At 72.1% G+C, this 17,032-nt stretch carries 16 protein-coding genes; 7 read left to right on the forward strand and 9 right to left on the reverse strand.

Features of this window, described 5'->3' with window-relative positions; translation table 11 throughout:
• Positions 1-18: 18 nt before the first annotated feature.
• From secG to pgi, 3 genes are all read left to right on the forward strand, one after another.
• Complete coding sequence (secG, locus tag ACIQUR_RS09865) at positions 19-249, forward strand: preprotein translocase subunit SecG (RefSeq protein WP_226735004.1); 231 nt, start codon at positions 19-21, stop codon at positions 247-249.
• A gap of 107 nt (positions 250-356) precedes the next feature.
• A complete protein-coding gene (locus tag ACIQUR_RS09870) occupies positions 357-692 on the forward strand; it encodes an RNA polymerase-binding protein RbpA (protein WP_007263454.1) in 336 nt (111 codons plus the stop codon).
• Between the two features lie 162 nt (positions 693-854).
• Positions 855-2,507 (forward strand): glucose-6-phosphate isomerase, encoded by a 1,653-nt coding sequence (pgi, locus tag ACIQUR_RS09875; protein ID WP_403661460.1) that lies wholly within the window; start codon positions 855-857, stop codon positions 2,505-2,507.
• A 60-nt stretch (positions 2,508-2,567) separates the two neighbouring features.
• Here the strand turns inward: pgi and pgl are convergent, their stop codons facing one another.
• From pgl to tkt, 5 genes are read right to left on the reverse strand one after another with little or no spacing between them, the layout of a single operon-like run.
• Positions 2,568-3,350, reverse strand: a complete 783-nt coding sequence (gene pgl, locus ACIQUR_RS09880; RefSeq protein ID WP_403661083.1) for a 6-phosphogluconolactonase — start codon at positions 3,348-3,350, stop codon at positions 2,568-2,570.
• Positions 3,347-4,438: a glucose-6-phosphate dehydrogenase assembly protein OpcA gene (gene opcA / locus ACIQUR_RS09885; protein ID WP_403661086.1), complete on the reverse strand. Its 1,092-nt coding sequence runs from the start codon at positions 4,436-4,438 to the stop codon at positions 3,347-3,349. The genes pgl and opcA overlap by 4 nt, the downstream gene beginning before the upstream one ends.
• Positions 4,435-5,961, reverse strand: coding sequence for a glucose-6-phosphate dehydrogenase (gene zwf / locus ACIQUR_RS09890; protein ID WP_403661089.1), 1,527 nt, complete (start codon positions 5,959-5,961; stop codon positions 4,435-4,437). The genes opcA and zwf overlap by 4 nt, the downstream gene beginning before the upstream one ends.
• A 5-nt stretch (positions 5,962-5,966) precedes the next feature.
• Entirely contained in the window at positions 5,967-7,085 is a 1,119-nt protein-coding gene (gene tal, locus ACIQUR_RS09895; protein WP_403661092.1) for a transaldolase, read from the reverse strand.
• A gap of 36 nt (positions 7,086-7,121) precedes the next feature.
• A complete protein-coding gene (tkt, locus tag ACIQUR_RS09900; protein WP_403661095.1) occupies positions 7,122-9,221 on the reverse strand; it encodes a transketolase in 2,100 nt (699 codons plus the stop codon).
• 310 nt (positions 9,222-9,531) lie between these two features.
• Here tkt and ACIQUR_RS09905 point away from each other — a divergent pair, with 310 nt between their 5' ends.
• The 3 genes from ACIQUR_RS09905 (at position 9,532) to ACIQUR_RS09915 (ending at position 12,175) form a co-directional block, all read left to right on the forward strand.
• Complete coding sequence (locus tag ACIQUR_RS09905; protein ID WP_403661098.1) at positions 9,532-10,473, forward strand: heme o synthase; 942 nt, start codon at positions 9,532-9,534, stop codon at positions 10,471-10,473.
• Positions 10,474-10,558: 85 nt separating this feature from the next.
• On the forward strand, positions 10,559-10,873 hold the full coding sequence (locus ACIQUR_RS09910) for a hypothetical protein (protein ID WP_403661101.1): 315 nt from the start codon (positions 10,559-10,561) through the stop codon (positions 10,871-10,873).
• Between the two features lie 144 nt (positions 10,874-11,017).
• Complete coding sequence (locus ACIQUR_RS09915) at positions 11,018-12,175, forward strand: amidohydrolase family protein (protein ID WP_403661104.1); 1,158 nt, start codon at positions 11,018-11,020, stop codon at positions 12,173-12,175.
• 43 nt (positions 12,176-12,218) lie between these two features.
• Here ACIQUR_RS09915 and ACIQUR_RS09920 read toward each other — a convergent pair whose 3' ends face one another.
• The 4 genes from ACIQUR_RS09920 to ACIQUR_RS09935 are packed head-to-tail and all read right to left on the reverse strand — an operon-like array spanning position 12,219 to position 16,097.
• Positions 12,219-13,211 carry a heme A synthase gene (locus tag ACIQUR_RS09920; protein WP_403661107.1) on the reverse strand — a complete coding sequence of 331 codons (993 nt, stop codon included), beginning with the start codon at positions 13,209-13,211 and terminating at the stop codon, positions 12,219-12,221.
• Between the two features lie 4 nt (positions 13,212-13,215).
• Positions 13,216-14,349, reverse strand: a complete 1,134-nt coding sequence (locus ACIQUR_RS09925; RefSeq protein WP_403661110.1) for a hypothetical protein — start codon at positions 14,347-14,349, stop codon at positions 13,216-13,218.
• Positions 14,350-14,400: 51 nt separating this feature from the next.
• Positions 14,401-15,168 (reverse strand): ABC transporter permease, encoded by a 768-nt coding sequence (locus ACIQUR_RS09930; RefSeq protein WP_403661113.1) that lies wholly within the window; start codon positions 15,166-15,168, stop codon positions 14,401-14,403.
• Entirely contained in the window at positions 15,165-16,097 is a 933-nt protein-coding gene (locus ACIQUR_RS09935; RefSeq protein WP_403661116.1) for an ABC transporter ATP-binding protein, read from the reverse strand. The genes ACIQUR_RS09930 and ACIQUR_RS09935 overlap by 4 nt, the downstream gene beginning before the upstream one ends.
• Before the next feature lie 116 nt (positions 16,098-16,213).
• Between ACIQUR_RS09935 and ACIQUR_RS09940 the strand changes: the two genes are divergently transcribed.
• A complete protein-coding gene (locus ACIQUR_RS09940; protein ID WP_403661119.1) occupies positions 16,214-17,008 on the forward strand; it encodes a formate/nitrite transporter family protein in 795 nt (264 codons plus the stop codon).
• Positions 17,009-17,032: the final 24 nt, after the last annotated feature.

The raw sequence follows: 17,032 nt of genomic DNA on the forward strand, positions 1-17,032 counted from the left end.
TAGGGTCCAGCCGTGATTATGGGGTTCTCGATCGCCCTGATCGTCTTCAGCCTGCTGCTGATGCTGCTGGTGCTGATGCACAAGGGCAAGGGCGGCGGCCTCTCCGACATGTTCGGCGGCGGCATGCAGTCCTCCGTCGGCGGCTCCTCGGTGGCCGAGCGCAACCTCGACCGCATCACCGTCGTGGTCGGTCTGCTGTGGTTCGCGTGCATCGTCGCGCTTGGCCTGCTGATGAAGCTCGACAGCTGACCGGAAGTAACTCCGGCCATTGGACGCGCGTTGGGACTTCCGTAGACTGGGGCGCCCGCGGCGGACAACACAGCGAACGCGGCACCATCACGCAGGGAGTTACGACCGTGGCAAGTGGCAACGCGATCCGTGGAAGCCGGGTCGGAGCGGGGCCGATGGGTGAGGCCGAGCGCGGCGAGTCCGCGCCGCGCCTGCGCATCTCCTTCTGGTGCTCCAACGGGCACGAGACCCAGCCCAGCTTCGCCAGCGACGCGCAGGTACCGGACACCTGGGACTGCCCGCGCTGCGGCTTCCCGGCCGGCCAGGACCGGGACAACCCCCCGGCCCCGCCGCGCACCGAGCCGTACAAGACGCACCTCGCGTACGTACGGGAGCGGCGCACGGACGCGGACGGCGAGGCGATCCTCGCCGAGGCGCTCGCCAAGCTCCGGGGTGAGATCTGAGCCGTCCCGCGGCTCGGACGCACCGTCTGACTCAGGGCCCGGCCCGTGGGAGACCTTCTCCCGCGGGCCGGGCCCGTTTGTGTCGGTTGGAGCCCTTGTGATCCCTTAGGTTGGGAGGTGGCGGGGCACAACAGGACAGGAAGAAGTGGGTTGATGTCCGAGATGAAGGCAGAAGGCCGCGTGAAGCTCAACCGGACGCCCGAGTGGGCTGCGCTGGCGAAGCACCGGGAGGAGTTCGGCCGGACGCATCTGCGGGAGCTGTTCGAGGCGGACCCGGAGCGGGGCACCGGTTACACCCTGCGGGTCGGGGACCTCCACATCGACTACTCGAAGCACCTGGTCACGGACGAGACCCTGGGGCTGCTGCGGGACCTGGCCGCCGCGACCGGCGTGGCGGAGCTGCGGGACGCGATGTTCCGCGGCGAGAAGATCAACACGACCGAGGGCCGGGCGGTGCTGCACACCGCGCTGCGCGCCCCCGCGGGCGCGGTCGTCGAGGTCGACGGGGAGAACGTCGTCCCCGCGGTGCACGCCGTCCTCGACCGGATGGCCGACTTCTCCGAGCGCGTCCGCTCGGGCGCCTGGACCGGCCACACCGGCCGCCGCATCCGCAACGTCGTCAACATCGGCATCGGCGGCTCCGACCTCGGTCCGGCGATGGCGTACGAGGTGCTGCGCACCTTCACCGACCGCGACCTCACGGTGCGCTTCGTCTCCAACGTCGACGGCGCGGACCTGCACGAGGCGGTGCACGGCCTGGACCCGGCCGAGACGCTGTTCATCATCGCGTCCAAGACGTTCACCACCGTCGAGACCATCACCAACGCCACCTCGGCCCGCCAGTGGCTGGTGGACGGCCTCGGCGGCGACCGGGAGGCCGTGGCCCGGCACTTCGTGGCCCTCTCGACGAACGCCGGGAAGGTCGCCGAGTTCGGCATCGACACGGCCAACATGTTCGAGTTCTGGGACTGGGTCGGCGGCCGCTACTCCTTCGACTCGGCCATCGGCCTCTCGCTGATGATCGCCATCGGCCCGGACCGCTTCCGCGAGATGCTGGCCGGCTTCCACCTGGTCGACGAGCACTTCCGGACCGCCGCGCCGGAGGAGAACGCCCCGCTCCTGATGGGCCTGTTGGGCATCTGGTACGGCTCCTTCTTCGACGCGCAGTCCCACGCGGTCCTGCCCTATTCGCACTACCTGTCCAAGTTCACCGCCTACTTGCAGCAGCTGGACATGGAGTCCAACGGCAAGTCCGTGGACCGCGAGGGCAATCCGGTCGAGTGGCAGACCGGCCCCGTGGTCTGGGGCACCCCCGGCACCAACGGGCAGCACGCGTACTACCAGCTGATCCACCAGGGCACCAAGATGATCCCGGCGGACTTCATCGGCTTCGCGCGGCCCGTCGAGGGGCTCTCCTCGGAGCTGGCGGCCCAGCACGACCTGCTGATGGCCAACTTCTTCGCCCAGACCCAGGCCCTGGCCTTCGGCAAGACCCCGGACGAGGTGCGCGCGGAGGGCGTCCCCGAGGAGCTGGTGCCGCACAAGACCTTCCACGGCAACCACCCGACCACCACGGTGCTGGCCGCCGAGCTGACGCCGTCGGTGCTGGGGCAGCTCGTCGCGCTCTACGAGCACAAGGTGTTCGTCCAGGGCGCGGTGTGGAACATCGACTCCTTCGACCAGTGGGGCGTCGAGCTGGGCAAGGTCCTGGCCAAGCGCATCGAGCCCGCCCTGGTCGAGGGCGCGGAGGTGGGCGGCCTGGACGCCTCCACCACCGCCCTGGTCGCCACGTACCGCGCGCTGCGCGGCCGCTGACGGCAAGCGGAAGGGCCCCGCTCCCAGGGGGAGCGGGGCCCTTCCGCGTACGCCGGTACGTCAGGCAGAAGCCGGCGGGTAGAGCTGCGGCGGCAGTTTCGCGGCGGCGGCCCGGTCCAGCAGCCAGAGGGTGCGCACCCGGCCGTACGCGCCCGACGCCGGGGCCTGGAGCTCGCCCGCACCGCCCAGGGCGACCGCGACCGCGCCGGCCTTGTCCTCGCCCGCGGCGAGCAGCCACACCTCACGCGCCGCCCGGATGGCCGGGAGGGTCAGCGAGACGCGGGTCGGCGGCGGCTTCGGCGCGCCGTGCACGCCGACCACCGTACGGGCCTGCTCGCGCACCCCGGGGTGCCCGGGGAAGAGCGAGGCCACGTGCGTGTCCGGGCCCACCCCCAGCATCAGCACGTCGAACCGCGGCACCGGGCCGTGGTCCTCGGGACCGGCGGCCCGTGCCAGCTCCTCGGCGTACGCGGCGGCCGCCGCGTCCACGTCGGTGCCGTACGGGCCGTCCGAGGCGGGCATCACGTGCACGCGCGCCGGGTCCACGGGCACCGCGTCCAGCAGCGCCTCACGGGCCTGGACGTGGTTGCGCTCGGGGTCGTCGGCCGGCACGTACCGCTCGTCGCCCCACCACAGGTCGAGCCGCGACCAGTCGACCGCGTCCCGGGCGGGCGCGGCGGCCAGGGCGGCCAGCAGGCCGTTGCCGTTGCGCCCGCCGGTGAGGACCACCGACGCGGAGCCGCGGGCCGCCTGGGCGTCCACGATGCGCGTGATCAGGCGCGCCGCGGCGGCCTGCGCCATCAGCTCCTTGTCGCGGTGGACCACGACCTGCGGGACGCTCACCGGGACGCCGCCTTCTTGGCCGGGGCCTTCTTGGCGGGCGCCTTGGCGGGCTTCTCCGGGGCGTCCGCGGCCTCCGCGGCGGACCCGTCGTGGGCGTCCGCGGCCCGCGCCGGCTCCGCGGGAACGGGCTCCGCGGGGACGGCCTTGGCGGCCGCCGCGGACTCCGCCTCCAGCCGGTCCACGCCGTACTTCAGCGAGGCCGCGTACGTGTTGTCCGGGTCCAGCCTGCGGAGTTCCTCCGCGAGCAGCTCGGAGGTGTCGCGCCGCTTGAGCGCCACCGCGCGGTCGGGCTGACCCGGCATGCACAGCGTCGCCAGCGAGCCGTCGGCCCGGTCCAGCACGATCGCACCGTCACCGGTCTCCAGCCGGACGGCGGTGAGCCCCGGGCCGGCCGACTGGGTGCGCCGCACGGGCACCTGGAGCCGGTCCGCCAGCCACATGGCCAGCAGCTCGCAGCTGGGGTTCTCGTCCTCGCCCTCGACGACCGCGGAGGTGACCCGCACCGACTGCTGGTCCAGGGCCGCCGCCAGCATCGAGCGCCAGGGGGTGATCCGGGTCCAGGAGAGGTCGGTGTCGCCGGGCGCGTAGGTCTCCGCACGCGACGACAGCTCCGCGAACGGGTCCTCCGTCGCGTACGTGTCCACGATCCGGCGCTGGCCGAGGGCACCCAGCGGGTCGCCCGCGACGTCCGCGGGCGCGCCCTCGGGCCACCACACGACCACCGGGGCGTCCGGCAGCAGCAGCGGCAGGACCACGGACTGCGCGTGGTTGACCAGCTCGCCGTGCAGACGCAGGACAACCGTTTCACCGGTGCCCGAGTCGGCGCCGACCCGCACCTCGGCGTCCAGGCGCGCGTCCCGCCGGCTGCGCGGCGAGCGGCTGACCCGCTTGATCACGACGATGATCCGCGAGGGGTGCTCGTGCGAGGCGTCGTTGGCCGACTTGAGCGCGTCGTACGCGTTCTCCTCGTCCGTGACGATGACCAGCGTGAGCACCATGCCGATGGCGGGCGTGCCGATGTCCCGGCGCGCCTGCACCAACGCGGCGTTGATCTTGCTGGAGGTGGTCTCCGTGAGATCGATCTTCATGGCCGGCGCCAGCTCCGTCCGTCTCGTGCGAGCATCTCGTCCGCCTCGACAGGACCCCACGTGCCCGCCGGGTACTGCGCCGGCTTGCCGTGCTCGTCCCAGTACTGCTCGATCGGGTCGAGGATGTTCCAGGACAGCTCGACCTCCTGGTGGCGCGGGAAGAGGTTCGCGTCACCGAGCAGGACGTCGAGGATCAGACGCTCGTACGCCTCGGGGCTGGACTCCGTGAAGGACTCGCCGTACGCGAAGTCCATGGTCACGTCCCGGACCTCCATGGAGGTGCCCGGCACCTTGGAGCCGAACCGCACCGTCACGCCCTCGTCCGGCTGCACCCGGATGACCAGGGCGTTCTCGCCCAGCTCCTCCGTGGCGCCGGACTCGAACGGCAGGTAGGGGGCCCGCTTGAAGACCACCGCGATCTCGGTGACCCGGCGGCCCAGGCGCTTGCCCGTGCGCAGGTAGAACGGCACGCCCGCCCAGCGGCGGTTGTTGATCTCCAGCCGGATGGCCGCGTACGTGTCGGTCTTCGACCCGGGGTCGATGCCGTCCTCTTCGAGGTAGCCGACGACCTTCTCGCCGCCCTGCCACGCGGAGGTGTACTGGCCGCGCACGGTGTGCTTGCCCAGGTCCTCGGGGATCTGGACGGCGCTGAGCACCTTGAGCTTCTCCGCCACCAGCGCCTTGGGGTGGAAGGAGCCGGGCTCCTCCATCGCGGTCAGCGCGAGCAGCTGGAGCAGGTGGTTCTGGATGACGTCACGGGCGGCGCCGATGCCGTCGTAGTAGCCGGCCCGGCCGCCGATGCCGATGTCCTCGGCCATGGTGATCTGCACGTGGTCGACGTACGACCGGTTCCAGATCGGCTCGAACATCGTGTTGGCGAAGCGGAGCGCCAGGATGTTCTGGACGGTCTCCTTGCCCAGGTAGTGGTCGATCCGGAAGACCTCGTCCCGGGGGAAGACCTCGTGGACGATCTTGTTGAGCTCCTGGGCGCTGGCCAGGTCGTGGCCGAAGGGCTTCTCGATGACGGCACGCCGCCAGGAGCCCTCCTTCTGGGCGAGTCCGTGGCTCTTGAGCTGCTGGACCACCTTGGGGAAGAACTTCGGCGGTACGGACAGGTAGAAGGCGAAGTTGCCGCCCGTGCCCTGTGCCTTGTCCAGGTCCTCGATCGTCGCCTTCAGCGTCTCGAACGCCTGGTCGTCGTCGAAGTCGCCCTGGACGAACCGGCAGCCCTGGACCAGCTGCTGCCAGACCTCCTCGCGGAAGGGGGTGCGCGAGTGCTCCTTGACGGCGTCGTGCACCTCCTGGGCGAAGTCCTCGTGCTCCCACTCGCGCCGGGCGAAGCCGATCAGCGAGAAGCCCGGGGGCAGCAGACCGCGGTTCGCGAGGTCGTAGACGGCGGGCATCAGCTTCTTGCGCGAGAGGTCGCCCGTAACGCCGAAAATGACCAGGCCGGACGGCCCCGCGATCCGCGGGAGCCGCCGGTCCTGTGCGTCACGAAGCGGGTTCGCTCCGTTTACAGACAAGGTTTTCAGGCCTCCGTGGGGGCGAGCTTCGACAGCTCCGCCTCGGTCGACTTCAGCAGGTCGTTCCAGGACGCCTCGAACTTCTCGACGCCCTCGTCCTCGAGCAGCTGAACCACATCGTCGTACGAGATGCCCAGCTTCGCGACCGCGTCGAGCTCCGCACGCGACTGCTCGTAGGTCCCGCGGACGGTGTCGCCGGTGACCTCGCCGTGGTCGGCGGTGGCCTCCAGGGTGGCCTCGGGCATGGTGTTGACCGTGCCCGGGGCGACCAGGTCCACCACGTACAGGGTGTCCTTGTACGCGGGGTCCTTGACGCCGGTGGAGGCCCACAGCGGGCGCTGCTTGTTGGCGTGCGCCTTGTCCAGGGCGGCCCAGCGCTCGGAGGAGAAGACCTCCTCGTAGGCCTCGTAGGCCAGACGGGCGTTGGCGAGGGCCGCCTTGCCCTTCAGGGCCTTCGCCTCGTCGGTGCCCAGCTCCTCCAGGCGCTTGTCGATCTCGCTGTCCACGCGGGACACGAAGAAGGACGCCACCGAGTGGATCTTGGACAGGTCCAGGCCGCGCGCCTTGGCCTTCTCCAGGCCCGCCAGGTACGCGTCCATGACCTCGCGGTAGCGCTCCAGCGAGAAGATCAGCGTGACGTTGACGCTGATGCCCAGGCCGATGACCTCGGTGATCGCCGGCAGGCCGGCCTTGGTCGCCGGGATCTTGATGAGCGTGTTCGGCCGGTCCACCAGCCAGGCCAGCTGCTTGGCCTCGGCCACGGTGGCCACGGTGTTGTGGGCCAGCCGGGGGTCGACCTCGATGGAGACCCGGCCGTCCTGGCCCTCGGTGGCGTCGTAGACCGGACGCAGGATGTCGGCGGCGTCGCGGACGTCCGCCGTCGTGATCATGCGGATGGCCTCGTCGACGGTGACCTTGCGGGCCGCGAGGTCCTTCAGCTGCTGCTCGTAGCCGTCGCCGCTGCTGATCGCCTTCTGGAAGATCGACGGGTTGGTGGTCACGCCCACCACGTGCTGCTGGTCGATCAGCTCGGCGAGGTTGCCGGACGTGATGCGCTTGCGCGACAGGTCGTCCAGCCAGATCGCCACGCCCTCGTCCGAGAGGCGCTTGAGTGCGTCTGTCATGGGAATTGCATCTCCTACCTGAGTTGCTGCCGGGCGTCAGCGCGCGGCGGCGATCGAGTCCTTGGCGGCGGCGGTCACGGCCTCTGCGGTGAAGCCGAACTCGCGGAACAGGACCTTCGCGTCCGCCGAGGCACCGAAGTGCTCCAGCGAGACGATCCGGCCGGCGTCGCCCACGTAGCGGTGCCAGGTCAGGCCGATGCCGGCCTCGACCGCGACGCGCGCCTTCACGGACGGCGGCAGGACGCTGTCCTTGTACGCCTGGTCCTGCTCCTCGAACCACTCGACGGACGGCATGGAGACCACGCGGGCCGGGATGCCCTCGGCCTGCAGCGCCTCGCGGGCCGCGACGGCCAGCTGGACCTCGGAGCCGGTGCCGATGAGGACGACCTGGGGGTCGGCGGTCTCGCCCTGCGGGCCCGTCGCCTCGAACAGCACGTAGCCGCCCTTGGCCGCGTCCTCGTTCGCCTCGTACGTCGGCACGCCCTGGCGGGTGAGGGCCAGGCCGTGCGGGGCACCCTTGCCGAACACCTTGGTGTGGCGCTTGAGGATCTCGCGCCAGGCGATGGCGGTCTCGTTGGCGTCGGCCGGGCGGACCACGTTCAGGCCCGGGATGGCGCGCAGCGAGGCGAGGTGCTCGACCGGCTGGTGGGTCGGGCCGTCCTCGCCGAGGCCGATGGAGTCGTGCGTCCACACGTACGTCACCGGCAGGTGCATCAGCGAGGACAGGCGGACGGCGTTGCGCATGTAGTCGGAGAACACCAGGAAGGTGCCGCCGTAGATGCGGGTGTGGCCGTGCAGCGCGATGCCGTTCATGGCCGCGGCCATGGCGTGCTCGCGGATGCCGAAGTGGATGGTGCGGCCGTACGGGTCGGCCTCCGGCAGGGGGTTGCCCTCCGGCAGGAACGAGGAGTTCTTGTCGATGGTGGTGTTGTTGGAGCCGGCCAGGTCGGCCGACCCGCCCCACAGCTCCGGGATGACCGCGCCGAGCGCCTGGAGGACCTTGCCGGAGGCCGCGCGGGTGGCGACGCCGGTGCCGGCCTCGAAGACCGGGAGCTTGTCCTCCCAGCCCGCGGGCAGCTCGTTGGCCTGGATGCGGTCGAACTCGGCGGCGCGCTCCGGGTTGGCGGTGCGCCAGGCGGCGAGCTCCTTGTCCCACTCGGCCTTGGCGTCGCGGCCGCGGTCGAGGGCCTTGCGGGTGTGCGCGATGACCTCGTCGGAGACCTCGAAGGTCTTCTCGGGGTCGAAGCCGAGGACGCGCTTGGTGGCCGCGACCTCCTCGTCGCCCAGGGCCGAGCCGTGCGCGGCCTCGGTGTTCTGCGCGTGCGGGGCCGGCCAGGCGATGATCGAGCGGGCCGCGATGAACGACGGCCGGTCGGTCACGGCCTTGGCGGCCTCCAGGGCGGCGTACAGGGCCTGGGGGTCCAGGTCGCCGTTGGCCTGCTGCTCGACGCGCTGGACGTGCCAGCCGTACGCCTCGTAGCGCTTGAGGGTGTCCTCGGAGACGGCCGTCTCGGTGTCGCCCTCGATCGAGATGTGGTTGTCGTCCCAGAGCAGGACGAGGTTGCCCAGCTTCTGGTGGCCGGCCAGCGAGGACGCCTCGGCGGAGATGCCCTCCTGGAGGCAGCCGTCACCGGCGATCACGTAGACCATGTGGTCGAACGGCGACGCGCCCGGCGCGGCCTCCGGGTCGAACAGACCGCGCTCGTAGCGGGCGGCCATGGCCATGCCCACGGCGTTGGCGACGCCCTGGCCGAGCGGGCCGGTGGTGGTCTCCACGCCCTTGGTGTGGCCGTACTCCGGGTGGCCCGGGGTCTTGGAGCCCCAGGTGCGGAAGGCCTTGAGGTCGTCCAGCTCCAGACCGAACCCGGCCAGGTACAGCTGGGTGTAGAGGGTCAGCGAGGAGTGGCCGGCGGACAGCACGAAACGGTCGCGGCCGACCCACTCGGGGTCCGCGGGGTCGTGACGCATGACCTTCTGGAACAGCACGTACGCGGCGGGCGCGAGGCTCATCGCCGTACCCGGGTGGCCGTTGCCCACCTTCTGTACGGCGTCCGCGGCGAGGACACGAGCGGTGTCAACGGCGCGCTGGTCCAACTCGGTCCAGTCGAGCTCTGTGGTGGTCGGCTTGGTGCTCACCCTGGGTCAGGGCTCCTCTCCACATGTCGAATCCCGGTGACGACGGGCGCACCGGTTCCCGGCGGCGAACCGCGCACCGGGTGCGTTTCCGAGCCTACCGTCGACGGGACGTGCAGCTATTCGAGTGCCTCCGCTCTGTCACTTCGAGATCACACTTCTCGCAGTTGAGCCGGTCGGTCCAACACGAGTGGACCCCGGCGCCGGACGACCTCTGGGCAACGTCTACAGTGGCGTGGTACGCGCAAGTCTTAACCGGGCATTCACGCCCGAACCAGGAAGACTTGCTGGGAGTCTTTCGTCAGGGGTGTGCGTGACGGCCGTCGAATCCCGTCCTGCGGGGGTGCTCGGGACGAGCCCCGGTGACCGGCCGTTCGGGGCCCGGGTCATGGCTTTCGTGGCTTTGACCAAGCCGCGGATCATCGAACTTCTGCTGATCACCACAGTGCCGGTGATGTTCCTCGCCGAGCAGGGGGTGCCCTCGCTCTGGCTGGTCCTCGCGACCTGCCTGGGCGGCTACCTCTCCGCCGGCGGCGCCAATGCGCTGAACATGTACATCGACCGCGACATCGACGCGCTGATGGACCGCACGTCGCAGCGTCCGCTGGTGACCGGCATGGTCAGCCCGCGCGAGGGCCTGGTCTTCGGACTGGTCCTGGCCGTGGTGTCGACCCTGTGGTTCGGACTCCTCGTCAACTGGCTGTCCGCCGCGCTGTCCCTCGGTGCGCTCCTCTTCTACGTGGTCGTCTACACGATGATCCTGAAGCGGCGCACCGCCCAGAACATCGTCTGGGGCGGCATCGCGGGCTGCATGCCGGTGCTCATCGGCTGGTCCTCGGTGACCAACTCGATGTCCTGGGCCGCGGTCATCCTCTTCCTCGTCATCTTCTTCTGGACGCCGCCGCACTACTGGCCGCTGTCCATGAAGGTCAAGGAGGACTACGCGCGGGTGGGCGTCCCGATGCTCCCCGTCGTCGCCTCCAACAAGGTCGTGGCGCGCCAGATCGTCCTCTACAGCTGGGTGATGGTCGCCGTCTCGCTGGCGCTCACCCCGCTGGGGTACACCGGCTGGTTCTACACGGCCGTGGCGCTCGCCGCGGGCGGCTGGTGGCTGTGGGAGGCGCACGCGCTCCAGGCGCGCGCCAAGGCGGGCGCGACGGGCGGCAAGCTCAAGGAGATGCGCCTGTTCCACTGGTCCATCACGTACGTGTCGCTGCTCTTCGTCGCCGTGGCCGTGGACCCCTTCCTGCGTTGACCCGCGTCCGCCGCCCGTGCACGGCCGGGCGGCGGTGACGGGCGTCTCTTCCTCCGCCGACCTACTCGTCGGTAGCATGCCGTTCATGGCAGACACGAAGCAGCAGGAGCGCAAGGCGGCCAGGCTGGCCAGGCAGATCGGCGCCTTCTCCAAGGAGCACGGCGGCGCCGAGGGGCAGCTCGCCTACATCGGACAGATGGGCACCCGGATCGTCCTCGTCGGCGAGGACGGCGGCTGGGGCGACCTGGTCGCCCCCTCGTACGAGATCGCACAGCAGGCCGCCGAGAAGGCCGGGCTGACCCTCCACGAGGACTTCGACGGCGAGCTGGCCGCCAAGGTCCGCACCAGCGCGTACGAGTGGAAGCGGATGGCCGGCCTCCAGCTCGGCAGCCCCTCCTGACCCGCGGCACCCCGTCGAACAGCGGTACGCCCACCGGCGCCAGCAACACCTGACGCCCCGGTCACCCGTTAGGACGTGTGGAAGCTCGTCCCTCCCGGGCTCGCCCGGCCGAGGGATTCCCGACGTCCGCAACGGGATGCCCCGATGATCGACACGCCGTCGCTGGTGGACCAGTACTGCCACGGGGTGCTCCGCACGGAACTGGGCCTCGGCACGTTCGAGGCCCACCTGGGCCGTGCCTCGGGCCCGCCCGCGCCCGGCACCACCTTCTTCGACACCCAGACCGGCTTCGCCGTGCGCCGCTGGTGCCCGCCCCTGCTCGGCCTCGAACCCCACTGCCCGCCGGCCCGCTACCTGGCCCGCCGGCGCGAGCTCGGGGTGCTCGAATCGGGCCGCCGGCTGCTGCGCGGCTCCGGGATCTCCACCTACCTGGTCGACACCGGGCTGCCCGGAGACCTCACAGGCCCCCGCGAACTCGCCGTCGCCGGGGACGCCGAGGCCCACGAGATCGTCCGGCTGGAGCTGCTGGCCGGCCAGGTCGCCGACACCTCCGGCACCGTCGAGGCCTTCCTGGCCAACCTCGCCGAGGCCGTCCACGCGGCCGCCGCCTCCGCGGTGGCCTTCACCTCCGTCGCGGGCGCCGGCCGCGCCCTGGCCTTCGCCCCCGAGCCGCCCGGCCCGGGAGAGGTGCGGGGCGCCGCCGGGCGCTGGCTGGAGCACCGGGCCCTGGCCCGGGCCACCCGGCGCGGAGCCCCCGCCGGCGGGGCGGACGTGCCGGGGGCGGGGGTGGACCCGGTGCTGCTGCGGCACCTGCTGTGGAGCGCCGTGGCGTCCGGCCTGCCGCTCCAGCTGCACGCCGGGGCGGGCGACCCGCGCCAGCGCATCGACCGCGCCGATCCGGCGCTGCTCACCGACTTCGTACGGGCCACCGCGGGCCTGGGCACCGACATCGTGCTGCTCCACGGCTCCCCGTACCACCGGCACGCCGCGCACCTCGCGGGCGCCTTCCCGCACGTGTACGCCGACCTGGGCTCCGCCCTCGCGCACACCGGGGCACGGGCCGCCGAGGTGCTCGCGGAGCTGCTGGAACTGGCGCCCTTCGGCAAGCTGCTGTTCTCCAGCGGCGGCCGGGAGCTGCCCGAACTCCACGTGGTCGGCGCCCGGGTGTTCCGCGAGGCACTCGCCCGCGTGCTCGGCGGCTGGGTGGGCGACGGGGCCTGGTCCCTGCGCGACGCCGAACGCGTGGCCGGCATGATCGCGGCCGGCAACGCCCGCCGCGTCTACCGCCTGGACCGCACCTGAGGGGCCCCGCGGCGGGGCGGGGCCGGGGTCCTGCGGACGCGCGCTAGCGGGCCGTGGAGAGGGCCGGGTCGGTCTGCGCCGGGATCTCCGGGACGGCCACCGGCCGCTCCCGCAGGCTCAGCACCAGCCGGACGACGGCGATCCACACCAGGCACGAGCCCAGCATGTGCGCGGACACCAGCGCCTCCGGCAGCTTCGTGAAGTACTGCACGTACCCGATCGCGCCCTGGGCCAGCAGCACCAGCAGCAGGTCGCGGGCGCGCGCCCGGGTGTCGTCCGGGGCGTCCACCACGCGCAGCACCAGCCACATCGCGACGGCCAGCGCGCAGACCACCCAGGCCGCGACGGCGTGGACGTGGGCCGTGGTGGCCCAGTCGAACGGCATCCGCGGGACCTCGCTGCTGTCACCCGCGTGCGGCCCCGAGCCGGTCACCACGGTGCCCGCGGCGATCAGCACGAGGGACGTGCCGAGGAGGGCCCAGCCGAGCTTGCGGACCGGCCGCGGGACCCGCGGCCTGGGGTCGGTTTCGCCCTCGCGGGTGCGCTGCCAGGTCAGGGTGGTGACCGTGATCAGGGAGGTGGCCAGCAGGAAGTGCCCCGCCACGCTGTAGGGGTTGAGCCCCGTCCACACCGTGATGCCGCCGAGCACGGCGTTGCCCATCACGATGAAGAACTGCGTCCAGCCCAGGCGCGTCAGCGAGCGCCGCCACGGCTTGGCCGAGCGGGCCGCGATGATGGCCCAGCCGACCGCCGCGCACAGCACGTACGTCAGCATCCGGTTGCCGAACTCGATGGCGCCGTGCACGCCCTGGGCGGGCGTCGCGAACAGGCTGTCGTCCGTGCACTTGGGCCAGGTGTCGCAGCCGAGACCGGATCCGGTCAGCCGCACCGCGCCACCCGTGACGACGATGACCACGCTCATGACGACGGCGGCGAGCGCGGCCCGCTGGAGCGTCCTGGGTGTGGGCGTCCAGCGCTGCGCGATGTATGCGAGGGGGTTCAACACGGGCCCTATCGTAGGGCGCCACTTGTGCAAACTTTCACGAGGGGGTGGCGCCCGGCCCCGCCGCGGCGGCCGACGTCAGCCGGAAGCGGGCACCCGCCGGATCGCCCTCCTCGTGCCACCACACCAGGATCCGCCAGTGAGTTGCCTCCTCGGGCCCCTCGGGGGACGCCAGGAACTGCCGGACGAGGCCGGTCCCGACCTCCTCCGCCGTGCGATCCGTCACGTCGGTGGTGCCCCGCCAGGGATGTCCTATTACGTCCCACAATCCGTCAGGGTTGCGCACCTCGAAGCGCCATGCCGCCCGCCAGGGTCGGGCGCTCAGGGTGGCCCGTACCGCGCCCTCGTCGACCGCGAGCCCCGCGGCGATCGCGGCCGGGTCCACGCCCTGGATCCGCGCGGCCACCACCGCGTGCGGCAGCAGCCGCCCCGGCAGCAGGCCCTCGGCCCGCAGGGCCACCAGCGACTCGAAGGTCAGGAAGCGCAGCCGCAGTTCGAGCTGGCGCCCGAGGTGGCCGACGGCCTCCTGGGCCTCCGCCTGACCCGGCCCGGGCGCCTGCGCCGCCCGCCGGAAATCGTTCTCCGCGTCGACCGCCCAGGCCACCGCGTCCTCGGTCAGCCCGAGTTCGGCGAGCCGGTCGCCCAGGAACACCTTCGCCTGGGCCAGGCCCCGCCGGTTGACCGGATCCTGCTGGTCCAGTCCCAGCCAGACGTCCACCGCGGCCCGGGTCAGATCACGGGCCCGCTCGCCGGCCACGCGCTCCATCGGCCCCGGCACCGCCTCGGCGGCCGGCCCCAGCGGGAAGCGCGGCAGCCGGCTGCCGTCGCTCAGCGGCCAGGCCAGCCACACCCCGTGGTTGATCAGCCCGCGGGCGTACCAGCGCGCGTACTCGGGGGAGTGCGGGGCCGCCTGCTCGGCGTACCGCAGCGCCTCCTCGATGGCACCCAGGGCGCCCGGCCGGTCCCCGGCCGAGAACCGCGCGGCGGCCAGGTCGCTCAGCCGCAGGCCCAGCCGGGCCGCGCACTCGGGGTCCGTACGGGCCGGCTCCCGCAGGGCCGCTATCAGCTCCGCCAGCAGTGCCTCACGCTCGGCGGGATCCGCCGGCGCCGCCCCCGACCTGATCCGTGTCCATTCCTCGTCCAGCCGTAGTACGGCCTCTCGCTGCACCATGTCCGCCCCCCGGAACCGTGGTCTGTGGTCCGGTCCATCCTGGCGGGAAGGTCACTCCCAACGGAAGTGGCGCGCCGCCAGGCCCAGGCCGAGCACGGACCAGCCGGCCAGCAGCCCGAGCTGCTGCCAGGGCATCCCGGCGCCGTGCAGGAGCACGTCGCGCAGCCCCTCGGAGAGCGCGGAGATCGGCAGCAGCTCCAGTACGGAGCGGACCCCCGCCGGGAACTTCTCCAGCGGCACGATCACCCCGCCGGCCACCAGCAGCAGCAGGAAGACCAGGTTCGCCGCGGCCAGCGTGACCTCGGCCTTGAGGGTGCCGGCCATCAGCAGGCCCAGGCCCGAGAAGGCGGCGGTGCCCAGCAGCAGCAGGGCCGCCACGGCGACCGGGCTGCCCTGCGGGGACCAGCCCAGGCCGAACGCGATGGCGGTCAGCAGTGCCACCTGGAGCACCTCGGTGACCAGGACGGACAGCGTCTTGGCCGCCATCAGCCCCCAGCGGGGCAGCGGCGAGGCGCCCAGCCGCTTGAGGACCCCGTAGCGGCGGTCGAAGCCCGTGGCGATGGCCTGGCCGGTGAAGGCGGTGGACATCACGGCGAGGGCCAGCACGCCGGGGGCCAGGAAGTCCACGCTGCGGCCCGCACCCGTGTCGACGATGTCCACGGAGGCGAACAGCACCAGGAGCAGGGCCGGGATGATCACGGTCAGCAGCAGCTGCTCGCCGTTGCGCAGCAGCATCCGGGTCTCCAGCGCCGCCTGGGCGCCGATCATGCGGGCCAGGGGGGCGGCCCCGGGCTTCGGGGCGAACGTGCCGGCGCTCATCCGCGCAGCTCCCTGCCAGTGAGTTCCAAGAAGACGTCCTCCAGGGTGTGCCGCTCGACGGAGATGCTGTCCGGCATCACGCCGTGCTGGGCGCACCAGGAGGTGACGGTGGCCAGCAGCTGGGGGTCGACGCTGCCGGTGATCCGGTAGGCGCCGGGGGTCAGCTCGGCGGCCGCGGTGCCGTCGGGCAGGGCCTTGAGCAGGGCGGCGAGGTCCAGGGCGGGCCGGCCGGTGAAGCGCAGGGTGTTCTCGGCGCCGCCGCGGCACAGCTCCTCGGGGCTGCCCTGGGCGATGACCCTGCCGGCGTCGATGATCGCCACGTCGTCGGCCAGCTGTTCGGCCTCGTCCATGTGGTGGGTGGTGAGGACCACGGTCACGCCGTCGGCGCGCAGCTCCCGCACCAGGTCCCAGGTCGCCCGGCGGGCCTGCGGGTCGAGGCCCGCGGTGGGCTCGTCCAGGAAGACCAGCTCCGGGCGGCCCACGACGGCCATGGCGAGGGCCAGCCGCTGCTGCTGGCCGCCGGACAGGCGGCGGTAGGGGGTGCGGCCGCAGCCGCCCAGGCCGAGGCGCTCGACCAGGGACCCGACGTCGAGGGGGTGCGCGTACAGCTTCGCCATGTGGCGGAGCATCTCCACGGCGCGGGCGCCGGAGTAGACGCCGCCGGACTGGAGCATCACGCCGACGCGCGGCCGCAGGGCCTCGGCGTCGGCGTACGGGTCGAGGCCGAGGACGCGGACGGTGCCGGCGGCCGGGGGGCGGTAGCCCTCGCAGGTCTCGACGGTGGTGGTCTTGCCGGCCCCGTTGGGGCCGAGGACGGCGGTCACGGTGCCGGTCAGGACGTCCAGGTCCAGCCCGTCCACCGCGGTCTTGTCGCCGTAACGCTGGACCAGGCCGCGTACGCGGACGGCGGCGGCCGGGGATTCACTCATGGGGGCGAGTCTACGGAGCCCGGAGGGGGTCCTAGGTCCCGGGGGCGCGGGGTCCCGGGGCCCGGAATTGGTGACCTTTTCGCGCGGGCCGGCTCCTCGCCGAAACCTAGTGTCGAATGGTGAACAGCATTGCGCAGAACGTGGAAGAGACCTCTGGCCAGGCCGAACACAAGGCGCACGACCTCGCGCACCGGCCCCGCTATTTCGTCTCCGCCATGCTGGCGGGCGCGTACATCGGCATCGGCGAGGTGCTGCTGCTCGTGGCGATCTCGCCGTTCGTGGCCCGGGGCTCGGCGGCGGTGAAGCTGCTGGAGGGCGCGGTCTTCCCGGTCGCGCTGACCATCGTGATGTTCGCCGGGGCCCAGCTGTTCACGAGCAACGTGATGGTGATGCTGGTGGGCGCCCTGTCGGGACGCACCGGGCTCAGGGACCTGGCGGCCGGCTGGTCCCTCTCGCTCGTCGGCAACCTCGCCGGCGCCTTCCTCTTCGGCGCGATGGTGCACGCCTCGGGGGTGGTGTCGGGCGGCCCGGCCCGGGCGATGCTGGCGGAGATGGTGCACGGCAAGACGGCGCTGTCGGGCGGGCAGCTCTTCTGGCGGGCGGTGCTCTGCAACATGCTCGTCTGCCTGGCGATCTGGATGTTCACCCGGGCGCGGGGCGACGCGGCGAAGATCTTCGTCCTGTGGCTGCCGGTGGCCGTCTTCGTGGCCGTGGGTTTCGAGCACTGCGTGGCGAACATGGCTCTTTTCAGTCTCGCGATCCTGGACGGAAGCGCCGGATTCGGTGACCTTCTGCGCAATCTCGTCTTCACCGTGCCGGGCAACGTGGTGGGCGGAGGATTGCTGGTGGGAGCCGTTTACTGGTTCGCCGGAGGGTCCCGCAGGGTGCCCGGAAGAACACATTCCGAATAACTCTGCGTCGACAGATTAGGTAAC

This window comes from Streptomyces sp. NPDC101132, assembly GCF_044759225.1.
GTDB lineage: Bacteria > Actinomycetota > Actinomycetes > Streptomycetales > Streptomycetaceae > Streptomyces.

Bases quoted from the DNA above. Each gene is read 5' to 3' on its own strand.
- secG (WP_226735004.1), top strand. From the start codon at position 19: ATGGGGTTCTCGATCGCCCTGATCGTCTTCAGCCTGCTGCTGATGCTG.
- pgi (WP_403661460.1), top strand. From the start codon at position 855: ATGAAGGCAGAAGGCCGCGTGAAGCTCAACCGGACGCCCGAGTGGGCT.
- opcA (WP_403661086.1), bottom strand. From the start codon at position 4,438: ATGAAGATCGATCTCACGGAGACCACCTCCAGCAAGATCAACGCCGCG.
- tal (WP_403661092.1), bottom strand. From the start codon at position 7,085: ATGACAGACGCACTCAAGCGCCTCTCGGACGAGGGCGTGGCGATCTGG.
- ACIQUR_RS09910 (WP_403661101.1), top strand. From the start codon at position 10,559: ATGGCAGACACGAAGCAGCAGGAGCGCAAGGCGGCCAGGCTGGCCAGG.
- ACIQUR_RS09915 (WP_403661104.1), top strand. From the start codon at position 11,018: ATGATCGACACGCCGTCGCTGGTGGACCAGTACTGCCACGGGGTGCTC.
- ACIQUR_RS09925 (WP_403661110.1), bottom strand. From the start codon at position 14,349: ATGGTGCAGCGAGAGGCCGTACTACGGCTGGACGAGGAATGGACACGG.
- ACIQUR_RS09930 (WP_403661113.1), bottom strand. From the start codon at position 15,168: ATGAGCGCCGGCACGTTCGCCCCGAAGCCCGGGGCCGCCCCCCTGGCC.
- ACIQUR_RS09935 (WP_403661116.1), bottom strand. From the start codon at position 16,097: ATGAGTGAATCCCCGGCCGCCGCCGTCCGCGTACGCGGCCTGGTCCAG.
- ACIQUR_RS09940 (WP_403661119.1), top strand. From the start codon at position 16,214: ATGGTGAACAGCATTGCGCAGAACGTGGAAGAGACCTCTGGCCAGGCC.